Here is an 11606-nt window from a genome sequence, read left to right as displayed (position 1 = left end):
TTATTTGTTATCTTCATTCTTTGCTCAAGGTGGGGTAACTCTCATCATTTGCCGTTTTTTTGTCTGAAATGCTTTTGTTCTATATGGATGACCTTATTTATGACTACTGCCTGTTAATAGTCCTTTAAAGGAGATCTTATTTTGGAATTGATGTTAAAAGCGGTTGAGAACATTCCTTTGATTCAAAAGGGAGATGATTTGGCGGATTTAATTTTTAAACGGGCGGATTTGAAAGATAACGATATTATTGTTATCGCGTCGACCGTCGTTTCAAAATCGCTTGGATTGACTTTTTATTTGTCCGACCTTGTTCCCGGCGCTGAAGCGAAGAGAATCGCGTCGCTTAACAATAAAGATCCGGCTTTTGTCCAAGCGGTTTTGGAAGAAAGCCTGGAAGTTTTTGTGGAATCTCCGTTCATGTTGGTTCGAAACAAGAATCATCATGTTTGTATCAACGCGGGAATTGATAATTCAAATGTCGGTGGCGGCCGGCTTTTAAAACTCCCTTGCAATCCCGACGGCTGCGCCGCAAAAATCGGACAAAAGCTGGAAGAATTAACGCAAAAGAAAATCAGTGTCATCATCACGGATACAAATGGGCGGGCGTTTAAGGAAGGGCAGACCAATGTCGCTATCGGGCTTTACAAAATAAAAGCGCTTCGGACTTGGATTGGCGAAAAAGACCTTTTCGGGTATGTTTTGGAAATTTCGGAAGAAGCGGTCGTGGATGAAATTGCCGGTGCTGCGAATTTGTTGATGGGAGAAGCGGCAAACGGTTACCCGGTTGTTATTGTGAGAGGACTCAATCTTTACACGCAGGAAACGGCCGGTATCAGAGAATTTTACCGGAAAGCGGAAGACGATATTATTATTCAAGGGCTTTTGGAACTCAAAAATCAAAAAAATTAATGAAAATATAATAAAAGTATGAAAAATATAATAAATATATAACAAAGATAACAAAAGTATAACAAAATTATAAAAAGAAAAATATTCAAAATAAAGATAAGAAACAACCAAATAAAGACAAAGAACCATTTCAGAAAATATAATTATATAATAAAAACAAATATAATTTAATAAAAATATATTAAAATGAAAATAATATAAAATAAAAAACAGTAAACCAAAAAAATTAAAATAAAAAGAAAATCTTTTTTTTCTGAAGTCCTGAAAAATCATCAAAAACGATCATCTAGAAATTTATCGCTTTTTAATTTATTAAAATTAGAATTATAATACAAAAACTATATATATATTCAATACGTTTTTATAAAAGTACAATTATTTAGGAACAATAAACCAACAGTTGTTTGATAAATAATTGTAACTGTTTTAAAAATGGCCATAAAGCCTCCAGTAAAATGAAGTCAGACCCCTGTAAAAAGTTAAAAACACTCAAATCAAAACGTGAGCAATCGGCGGTTTTTCGTTCCCGCCGATTAACTTTATTTTCGGTTGACGACCCTTATTTATTTTTCATCAAAAACAGCGTAAAGCATGCTCAGCGTACCGATTCCGAGTGGCTCTTGGACAATCATCACATTATACTTTTCTTGAAGTTTTTTAGAAAGACCACAGGGGATTCCGGGCGTTGACAAAAGTGAACCATTTTTCAAACAGTTTTCCGGAACAGTGTCCAGAGCCGGCGTGGCTTCCAAAATTTTGTAAAATTTTTCGCCGGCATTTTTGTCATATTTTTTCACCCGTCCGGCCAAATCCGTATGAGGTCCTGTATTTAATTTTGAATAATAAGATATGACATCATTGACCCGTTTTTCATCTGCGTCAAATGCGGAAACATCATAGCCATATTTCAAAAGAGTTTCCAACGCAGGGGTTCCGACTTTTCCAAGACCGATGACTAACGCCTTCTTTTCGGCAACTAAATCCGGAGTTTTGGACCGGCATAAAATTTCAGCATACACCCGCCCGGTACAGATTTGATTGTGTGCGATTTTTTTATTTTTCAAATTGTAGGCAATAAAAGCCAAGTCATCCGCCATCAGGACAATATCCGCATCTGACATCACCGCTTCATAAAAGCCGGCAACATCCGTGTTTTTCGTAATGAATCCATCCATTCCGAAATGTTTGACCGTAAAAAGCAAGGATTCGGAGAACCGTCCGATAATTCCGCAGCCGGCTGTCACCGGAATGATTGCGATTTTTTCCTTTTTCTTTTCTGTCTTATAAATTTCGGAACACAAGCGGTCCAAGGAAAATCCGGTCAACTTGTGAATCAGAGTATCGTTTTCAACCAAATCGTCGGTCATATTTTTCAAATCGTCCGGAGTTAAAAGTGCCATTTGCGTCGTTCCCCAAAAATATTTTTAAAGAAATGTTTTTCTAAAAATTTTTCCAAAATGTTTTTCCAAAATGTTTTTCTGAATTTGTTTTTTTAAAATGTTTTTTAATTACCGTAATTCCTACTTTGAATTGCCTTTATTTTATTTTGTTGTTTCGTCCGTCAATCAAATTTGGCCCCACGTTTTTTTGCTTTTAATTTTTTGTTGTGGTTTATGTTCTGTCTTTTTACTCATCGGCCGGGGCATTTCTTTCCAAAACCATTAACTTAGCGGTCTGATGATATTTTTCAGCTTTTTCTTGTGTTTGGCCGTGGCTGATAATTGTGTAAGCCTTGTATTTTTGGTCGGCAAATTCATAAATTTCGATGTTCTCGCTGGTGAAAAGAATGTTTAATTTTTTTCCTTTGGAAACCAAATGTTCTCCACCCGATGTCAATTTTCCAAACGGCGGTACCGGATTTTTAAACTCTTCATAAAGAAAATGTTCCAAAATACCGTAGCTGTCTTTGTATTTTTCATTTGTCGCCCGTTTGAGACTGTCGGCTCCAAACGGTTTTTTGAAAGCTTCCGCAAGCAAAAGCAAAAGATTCACGCCGGATGAAAAGTAAACACAAATCGGTGTCTGACTTGGGAAACGGGCATCGATTTCCAAAACCTTAAATCCTTTTTTGCCGGCAATGGCTTCCACGTCCATAATTCCTTTTAAAGACAGACCTTTTGCCAAATCCAAAGCAATTTTCCTAAAATCCGAATTGGCCGGAAGTGGTGTCACTTGATTGCAATCGTAAACATCATCCAAATGAACATGAGTTTCCTTAACCACTTCAAAATATTCGCCATCGCCAACGATTTCCAAAGAGAGAACCGGGCCTTCCACGTATTCTTCAATTAAGTAATGGGATGGAACATCGGTAAGTTCGCTTTTGGTTTGGATAATCCGAGCATTCGAACTTCCGCTTTCGTTGGGCGGTTTGACAAAAAACGGCGGTTCTTCCGGTTTATCGGCCGGCGTTGGAATATTAATGGATCGAAAATATTTTTTAGATTTGTTTTTGTCACAACTGATGCGGTAGGCATCAAAATCGAAAAGAAAAGCGCAGTTGGGATCCAATTCCGCATAGACCGCTTCCAAGAAGTCAATTGTCTCTTGATTTTCATTCACCGGAAGCATAAAATCCGATTTTTTAGAAATTTCCGTCAACCGGGTTTTGTCTTTTGTTATATCAAAGCAGTGGAATTCGTCCGAAAATTCCCGTGCCAACGCCTCTTTATTTTTGTCAATCAAAATCACGTAAAGACCGGCTTTTTTCGCCAAATAAGCGGCTTCGACACCTTGAAGTTTTCCGCCAATGAGACAGATGCGTTTGGAAGATTGAGGAAAATCTGCACGAAAAACACTTTGTGCGAGGGATTTGTCTGACATTTTGTTTGATAAAATCATATTAAAACCATTTCATTTTTTGATTTTCTGATATTGCAAAAGGTGAATCAATATTAAAATCTTAATATTTAAAATAAAGGTCTGTAAACCGAAAAATTTTGTTAAAAACCAATATAAATAAAAACTAATTGAATAAAAAAGAACACAATAAAAACTAATTGAATAAAAAAGAACACGAAAAAATAATTGAATAAAAAAGAAAAGAATGAAAAAGAATACAATGAAAATCTGTGAATCGATCGTGAAATAATTTAATGAAATAATTTTTCACGGGTGATTATGCTTTTTTAAGAATTTTTTGATTTCTTCCGAGCTTTCCCATCCGGAATCCAGTTCGGAAATAACTTCTTCGATCCGATCGCATTCCATTGAAATTTGACAAGCAACGTCTTTCTCTTCAATTTTTTCCGTCAAAAGAACGATAGAGGAGAGCGGATTTCGGATATTATCGATAATGGACGCGAATTGTTCGATATTGCGCTCGATTTGTTCAAAAGATTTTCGCCGTGTTTCTTCGGCGACTTTTTCATGCGTAATGTCGATTGCCATCAAAACGCAACCGGAAACCATATTTTTTTCATCTTTGGCCGGAGCGATTGTAATATACCAGTATTTTCCATCGCTGCTTCGTGTTTCAAAGCTTTTCTGCTCTTCCAAATCCAATGCTTTGGTAATGATATCGCTTGGGAAAATATCGTAATTTTGAAAAATATCGATTTTTTTGCCGATAACATCTTTTTCTGAAATGTTTAATTCTTCATAAAGAGCACGGTTTGCCCACTTGATTTCTTCGTTTTTCCCGAAATAAACCAAAATTTCTTGAATCGAATTCAAGGTCGTGTTTTTTTCAACATTTTGCTCTTGAATGATTTCCTTCGCTTTTAAGATGCGTGTAATGACTTGCGCCAGCAGAATTCCGAAAACAAGACACAAAAGCAAAACTGTCAGATTAAAGAAAAGATTCTCATCCGTCGTCAACGGTGAAAACAAAAAACTCAAAAAAGACTCGGAAGAATTTGAAAAAAGCCGTGAAAAGGATTCCGCCAACAAAAAAAGAAACCCGATTAAAACGGATAAAATGATGACTTTGTATTGTAATTTCATGGGAATCCCGGTTTTTTCGTTATGGATTGAAATCTTGTTTTTAATTTATATTGTTTTCTGTTTTGTTTTTTCTTTGCTTTTGCATCTATTTAATAATACCTTTAAATTGTTTTTGTTTTTTAGATTGTTATTGTTTTTTTAGGTTGATGTTTGTTTTTTTATTGTTTGCTGTTTTAAATAATTTCAAGTCGGCTTTAAGTTATTTTTAATCTTCTTCAAATTGTTTTTAAACTATTTTTAAATTATTCAAATGATTTATCAATATTAAAATTTTAAATTATTTTTTCACAAGACAATTCCATCCATTTCCGATTAAGTCTTCCCGTCCGGCTTTGATGAGAGTTTCCTGAATAATTTTTTGATTCTCCGGATTTCTGAATTGGAGAAGTGACCGCTGAATCTTTTTTTCTGTTCGGGTCACCGGCACATGTATTTTTTCCATGGTAAACGGGTTGAGTCCCGTATGGAACATACACGTTGAAATCGTCATCGGAGTCGGTGTAAAATCTTGAACTTGTTCGGTGTAACGGTTATTGTCCCGAATGTATTCCGCCATCTCGATTGCATTTTCAATCGTACACCCTGGATGTCCTGAAATTTGAAACGTCACCAAAAACTGTTTCATATCCAGCCGCTTGTTGATTTCTTTGAATTTGTTTTCAAATTTTTCAAAGGCGGCACGGTTTGGCTTTCGCATGATTGCGGTCACGGGATCACAGAAATGCTCCGGCGCAACTTTGAGCTGACCGCCGACATGGTATTTACATAGTGTTTCAAGATATTCATCATCCAAAACCGCCAAATCAAAGCGGACTCCATATCCGGTCAAAACTTTTTTAACATCCGGAATTTCCCGCAGCCTTTTTAAAAGCGATAACATTCGGCTGTGGTCCGTTCGAAGAGACGGACAAACATGAGGAACCAAACAATTTTTATGCGTGCAGGCGCCGCGTTTTTCCCATCCCGGACATGTCATTCCATACATGTTGGCGCTCGGGCCGCCGACGCCGCTGATAATTCCGCCAAAGCCGGCGGATTCGGAAATCAAAACCGCTTCCCGGATAATCGAATCTTCGCTCCGGTTGCTGATCGCACGTCCTTGATGCTGGGTAATCGCGCAAAAAGAACAGCCTCCAAAACAGCCGCGATGACTGGTAATTGAAAAGCGGACAACATCCAAACCCGGCACCGGCTCCGTATAAGATGGGTGTTCCATTCGGGTGTACGGCAATTCGTAAATGAAATCCATTTCCGGCTCCGTGAGCGGCCGCATCGGTGGATTTTGAACGATGACGGTTTTGGGATGAACTTGTGCCAAAGATCTCCCGGTTACGGGATTTTGATTGCCGTAAATTAATCGAAATGCCCAAGCATATTGTTCTTTGCTTTCAAAAACATCGGCAAAGCTCGGCAACTCGATCATAGAATCCGGAGAATGAATAGAATTGGAATGAATAGAATTGGAATGAATGGAATTGGAATGAATGGAATTGGAATGAATGGAATTGAAATGAATGGAATTGGAATGAATGGAATTGGAATGAATGGAATCAGAATCCATCAAATCAATCTCCGGTGAATCAACATCCGATAAATCCAAATCCGGTTTTGGGATTTTTCCGGAAAAATCGTTTTTCCATTCCTTCGTCTGCATTTTCCAAACGGTTCCCGGAATGTCTCGGAGGGTTTCAATTTTTTCGCCCGCATCCAGACGCTTTGCGATTTCCGTGATTTGCAGTTCGCCCATTCCGTACACGATCAAATCAATCGGGGCGTCTGCTAAAACGGATTGTCGGACCGTATTGGACAAATAATCAAATTCTGCAAAGCGGCGCAAAGACGCTTCAATGCCGCCGGCAACAACCGGAACATCCGGATACGCTTCCCGAATCCGATTGGCATACGAAATAACGGCACGGTCCGGCCGAAGTCCGGGTTTTCCACCCGGGGAATAGGCATCGCTTTCACGTTTGTTGAGAAGCGGGGTGTAATTATTCACGAGGGAGTCCGTGTTTCCCGCGCTGACGGAGAAAAAAAGCCGCGGCTTTCCGAGAATTTCAAAAGATTCTTTTTTCGTCCAGTCCGGCTGGGCGATAACGCCAATTGAAAAACCGGCGCTTTCTAAAACACGCCCAATGATTGCGGTTCCAAATCCGGGGTGATCCACATAAGCATCGCCCGATACCAAAATAATATCTAATTCATCCCATCCTTTCGCACGAGCTTCAGACAAACTCATCGGCAAAAAGTCGGCAGTTTTGAATTTTGAATTTTTTCGGCGCTCTTCAAAAGCCGGGAGGCCGACCACATTTTTTTTTGAAAAATCCGAGTCTCTTTCGTCTCTCTCTTTTGTTTTTCTTTCTTTTGACTTGTTTTTTTGATTTTCAGACTTTGGATCCATCTTTGAATATTGATTTTTGGAATTTGTTTTTTCAAAATCCTTCTCTTTTTCAAAACGTTTTCCCTTTTTTAAATCATCTTTTTTTCTCAAATCGGTTTGTTTTTTAAAATCATCATTTTTAAATGGTGCATTTTTCCAGACGCTCATGCCGTCAGAATTCGATTTATTTGTATTTTGCCGTTTTTCCGATTGAAAATTTGTTGAAGGAGACACCTCTTTATTTTTGTTTTCCCGCAAGGAGACACCCATCTGTCCGACAATTCTTCCAGCCAATCGGGAATGTTTATCCGCTTTTTTTTCCGCAAGCACAGATGGCGCGTTTTTAATTTCATTCTGTTTTTGAGATTCCAATATCCTTTGCCGCTTTTCAATTTCATCAACGGATGGAATTTTTCCGCGCGCCCCCAGAGTTCCTACTTTTTTTTCGGAAGCGACAACAGTTTTTCTCTCTCCGGCTTTTCCGATTTCCACCACACCATGCACGCCGGCTTGGCCAACCGGGATGGCTTTTGATTTTGCTTTTAATTTGGATTTTTTAGAATCCGCACGGCTTTTTCGATCGGGTTTTTTCCCGGGTGATTTATTTTGTGGCGAGCCGGCCACGGTTTTTTTCTGATCCATTTTCATCCCTCTGAAACGGAAATTTTCACTGATTTTGCTTTTTTACGGATTCATCATTAAAGACATTTTAAGCGATTTTTCGATGGATCTGTTTGCGTTTTTAAGTGTCGGGTTTCCATGTCCCGGATACAAACATTGAACATCCAATTTTGCTAATTTTTGAATGGATTCGGACATTTTTTCCGGCGCAGAATTTTTAAAATCAGACCGCCCGATTCCACCTTCGGAAAAAACAGTGTCTCCCGAAAATAACGATTTTGAATTTTTCTCATATAAACACATGCAACCGGATGTGTGCCCCGGCGTGAAAATTACTTCTAAAAATTCATCACAGCCATCTTCACCTTTTCCGATCCGGATTTTGTCACCTTCCTGATACAAAACATCCGGCTCCAAAGGAAATGTGCGAAAACCGAAATTCAAAGAACAGGACAACAAATCGCTCTTAAGAGCCGGGGCATCCGTCTCATAAATGCCGAGTTTTGCGCCGCTTTTTTGAAGAATCGCTTCAACCGCTCCGAAATGATCAAAATGCGCATGCGTCAAAATCACAAGCTCAATTTTAGAAACATCGGCCAATTTTTCAAGACCGGACATGACAAAATCAGGCGTCATTCCGGCATCAATCAACACGGTCCCATTGACAACATAAACATTTGAATCGTAGTAAGCCGGAACCAATCTTAAAACATCCATTTCACAGCCTCCTGATTTTAATATTCATTTTATTAATTTTGACAGCGTTACTTTTTAACGGCGATAATTCCCAAATGGTCGGCATGATACGGTGCCAAATCAAACGTTTTGAGAATTTTAAAAGATGCGCCCCACTCATTTTTTTCTAATTTTTTCATCTCTTCCTTAAAGACTTTTTTTGGGTTTTCCACCACATCAATGCTTCTTGCCTTCACGGATAAAATCAAATGCCCTCCATCTTTGAGGAAGTATTTTGAGTTCTTGCATGCGATTTCCGCTTGATTCGCTTGGGCAATGTCTTGAAAAACAACATCGACCGGCTCGACAATCGGAAAATAAAATTCCGGACGGGAGGCATCTGCCAAAATCGGAATGATATTTTTCCGGCGCTCGGCAAGCATAACTAAATCCCGCATCGGCCGGTCCGAAAACTCCACCGCGTAAACCAAACCGTTTCGGCGGGCCGAAACTGAATTTGTCTTGCTCTCTTTTGGAAAACCGCTGCCACAGAAAGCTAAAATATCCGACACGTGGCTGACCGTTGTTCCCGATGCTGCGCCCAAATACAAAATGTTGGAATCCGGCGCAATCGGAAGACTCGCACGTTTGTAATAAAGAGCGCCCAATTTACTTCTTTTCGGATCCCAAGACCGGAATTCTTCACCGTCAATCGAAAGTATTTTTTCGCCGTAAACAGAATGACCTGGCGCGGCGCTTTGAGTCAATAAATGAAATTTTCCCCAGACCTTTCCCTCAAAAACACCGTCGGAGAAAGGCCTTAACGGATTGTCTCCGGACTGCGTTTCCATTAAAAATCCCTCTTTTGATTTTGATTTTGGTTTTGATTTTCAGATGCCGGTTTTGCCGACCGGGTTTGTGTGGTTTTTGTCGCGTTTGTTACTTGTGATTTCTGTGTGCCCTGTGTTGGAGGTGATGTTTGTGTCGCCTGTTTTTTTTGCTTTTGTGCGTCTTCTTGGTAGAGCCGACCTGTTTTTTGAGCCCATCTTTTTTCAAGGTCGGGATTGCGTTTTCCGGAATAAAAATCGGTTCGGGCGGACAAACTGATGGCGGCGGCAAACGATCGGGCCATTTTTCCACGCAGGCGGTTTGGCGCCGTATTGAGTACCGGGTGGCTGAAAATCATACCGTGTTTCGGAGACGGTGCTTTTGACCGCAGATGTTTGAGCATTGCTTTTTTTGCGCCCATCACTTGGATGCTTCCGGCCGGCATCGATGCCAGATTTTTAAGTCCCCCCGCCATACTGATGAGGCGTGCGCCGAGCACAACACCGCAGAGGACCGACAAATTCGGAGCGGATGCATTCATTTTTTCCGAAATATAATTTTCAACGGCGGATTTTTGAGCATATAAGCCCTCAATTTCCTTTGCAAAGGATTGCAAAAGTGTTTGGTCTTTTCCGTCAAGCGCGGCCCCCATCTTCGATTGAGCGGCCGATTCCGGCACATTTGCCACGCGCGCAATGAAATCATCATCTAAGGCCAGTTCCGGATAGTAAAAACCATACCATTCAAACAGTCGCTCCGACAGCTGATTGGCGGTTTCATTCAAATCATCCAGCATTTCAACCGCTTGAATGATTTTTTGATCGTCAGTCAAAGACGCAGAAATTTGAGTGTGAGCGGCAGCAATGGCTACATCCAAAAGAAGTGCGTCATATTCTTCCAAAGACGCAACAAATCCGGATGAAAGGGCGAGTGCCGCCAAATCCGGCTGGACCTCAAAAACAGAATCGTGTTCGGAACCGGAATGAGATCCAAAACCGGAGTTAGATCCGAAACCGGAATTGAGACGGCTGATTTTTCCGGCATTTTTTTGACCGGTACGGTCCGACGGATTTTCAGAGCGGGCAGAAAAGGATAAGAAACGGTCTTTTAAAATAGCCAAATCCTTTTTTTCCAGAGAAACAACTTGGAAAACCAAACGGCCCGATTCATTTTTCAAAAGCCGAAGGTCACCAAACCAAACCGAAAAATCAAAATCATTCTCCCGGACATTGCAACCGGTTTTTTCAGGCATGCCAACTTGCTCCACTGTTGTTTGCTTTTGTAATCATCACATCGCTTCCTTTCGGCATTTTTTCAAGAAGGGTGGACTTAATATCTTCGGATTCATTTCGGCTTTCCGAAAACCCGTAAACGGCCGGACCAAAAGAACTGACGCCGGCGCCGTACGCACCGCATTTTTTCATTTCCATCATCAATGATTTGACTTCCGGCGGTTGAATTTGAACTTCATGTTTTTTAAATCCAAGTTTTTGAAGGCGGTCAATTGCGTTTCCAAGTGTTTCGATATCTTTTTCAATAATCGATGGAATGAGTTGCATTAAAACGATATGGGAAACTTCAAATGTTTCATCTTGAGGAACCGGGCAAACGCTTTGGAAAAATGTTTTTTCGGCATCTCCACTGATTCCGGTTTTTGGCGGAATGGCGACAATCACGTCCCAATCCGGAAAATCCATCCGAAGAAGCATATCGGCCGGTTTTGCCGTACTTCTCGACGAGGGGACAAATCCGTTTTTAGAATTGATTTTATGACCCGCGTCCACAATAAATCCACCTTTTTCAAAGGCCAGAACCCCGATTCCGGAGGTACCACCGCGTTTAGCTAAAACGGCCAGTTCCCGAATATTTTTGTTGAGCGCATAAAGTTCATTGACGGCTTTTGCGGCGGAAAGCGCCAACTGTGTTCCGGACCCAAGACCGATGTGCTGCTTCACATCCGAAAGCAGTTGGATTTCAATGCCCCGGCCTTCTTTGACATCCAAAAGCGGCGCAACGGATTTGAAAACATAATCGTACAGTTCCATTTCCGATCGGAATGAATTTCCTTCCGCGTCCAAAATTGAAAAATCGTCGGATTTTTGAGCGCGTAAAGTGACCCCGCCCTCTTTCAGAGCAAGGCCTGCGCTGCCGTCCTGCCGGCCAAAACCGCCGTTCATATCGATGAGTGTCATATGAACACGGGAAGGGGTGGCGATTTCAAACATAAAACATCACGTTATTGGTTCAT

At 40.5% G+C, this 11606-nt stretch carries 9 protein-coding genes; 1 reads left to right on the top strand and 8 read right to left on the bottom strand.

Annotation, left to right across the window (positions count from 1 at the left end):
• Positions 1-150: 150 nt before the first annotated feature.
• Positions 151-909 (top strand): coenzyme F420-0:L-glutamate ligase, encoded by a 759-nt coding sequence (locus MsAm2_RS00090; protein ID WP_338098531.1) that lies wholly within the window; start codon positions 151-153, stop codon positions 907-909.
• A 563-nt stretch (positions 910-1472) separates the two neighbouring features.
• On the opposite strand, the gene pylD is transcribed toward MsAm2_RS00090, so the two are convergent.
• From pylD to MsAm2_RS00050, 8 genes are all read right to left on the bottom strand, one after another.
• Positions 1473-2309 (bottom strand): 3-methylornithyl-N6-L-lysine dehydrogenase PylD, encoded by an 837-nt coding sequence (gene pylD / locus MsAm2_RS00085; RefSeq protein WP_338097798.1) that lies wholly within the window; start codon positions 2307-2309, stop codon positions 1473-1475.
• A 226-nt stretch (positions 2310-2535) separates the two neighbouring features.
• On the bottom strand, positions 2536-3732 hold the full coding sequence (gene pylC / locus MsAm2_RS00080; protein ID WP_338097797.1) for a 3-methylornithine--L-lysine ligase PylC: 1197 nt from the start codon (positions 3730-3732) through the stop codon (positions 2536-2538).
• 285 nt (positions 3733-4017) lie between these two features.
• Positions 4018-4854, bottom strand: coding sequence for a PAS domain-containing protein (locus MsAm2_RS00075; protein ID WP_338097796.1), 837 nt, complete (start codon positions 4852-4854; stop codon positions 4018-4020).
• Between the two features lie 277 nt (positions 4855-5131).
• Positions 5132-7093, bottom strand: coding sequence for a YgiQ family radical SAM protein (locus MsAm2_RS00070; protein WP_338098530.1), 1962 nt, complete (start codon positions 7091-7093; stop codon positions 5132-5134).
• Positions 7094-7918: 825 nt separating this feature from the next.
• Positions 7919-8572 carry an MBL fold metallo-hydrolase gene (locus MsAm2_RS00065; protein WP_338097795.1) on the bottom strand — a complete coding sequence of 218 codons (654 nt, stop codon included), beginning with the start codon at positions 8570-8572 and terminating at the stop codon, positions 7919-7921.
• A gap of 47 nt (positions 8573-8619) precedes the next feature.
• Entirely contained in the window at positions 8620-9381 is a 762-nt protein-coding gene (locus tag MsAm2_RS00060; RefSeq protein ID WP_338097794.1) for a fibrillarin-like rRNA/tRNA 2'-O-methyltransferase, read from the bottom strand.
• Positions 9381-10610, bottom strand: a complete 1230-nt coding sequence (locus MsAm2_RS00055; RefSeq protein WP_338097793.1) for an NOP5/NOP56 family protein — start codon at positions 10608-10610, stop codon at positions 9381-9383. Before MsAm2_RS00055 ends, MsAm2_RS00060 begins: the two co-directional genes overlap by 1 nt.
• Entirely contained in the window at positions 10603-11583 is a 981-nt protein-coding gene (locus tag MsAm2_RS00050; protein ID WP_338097792.1) for a beta-ribofuranosylaminobenzene 5'-phosphate synthase, read from the bottom strand. Before MsAm2_RS00050 ends, MsAm2_RS00055 begins: the two co-directional genes overlap by 8 nt.
• Positions 11584-11606: the final 23 nt, after the last annotated feature.

It is taken from the genome of Methanolapillus ohkumae (genome assembly GCF_032594355.1).
Taxonomy (GTDB): Archaea; Halobacteriota; Methanosarcinia; order Methanosarcinales; family Methanosarcinaceae; genus Methanolapillus; species Methanolapillus ohkumae.
The sequence above is the reverse complement of the archived record's forward strand: the minus strand, read 5'-3'. Positions and strand labels throughout refer to the sequence as shown.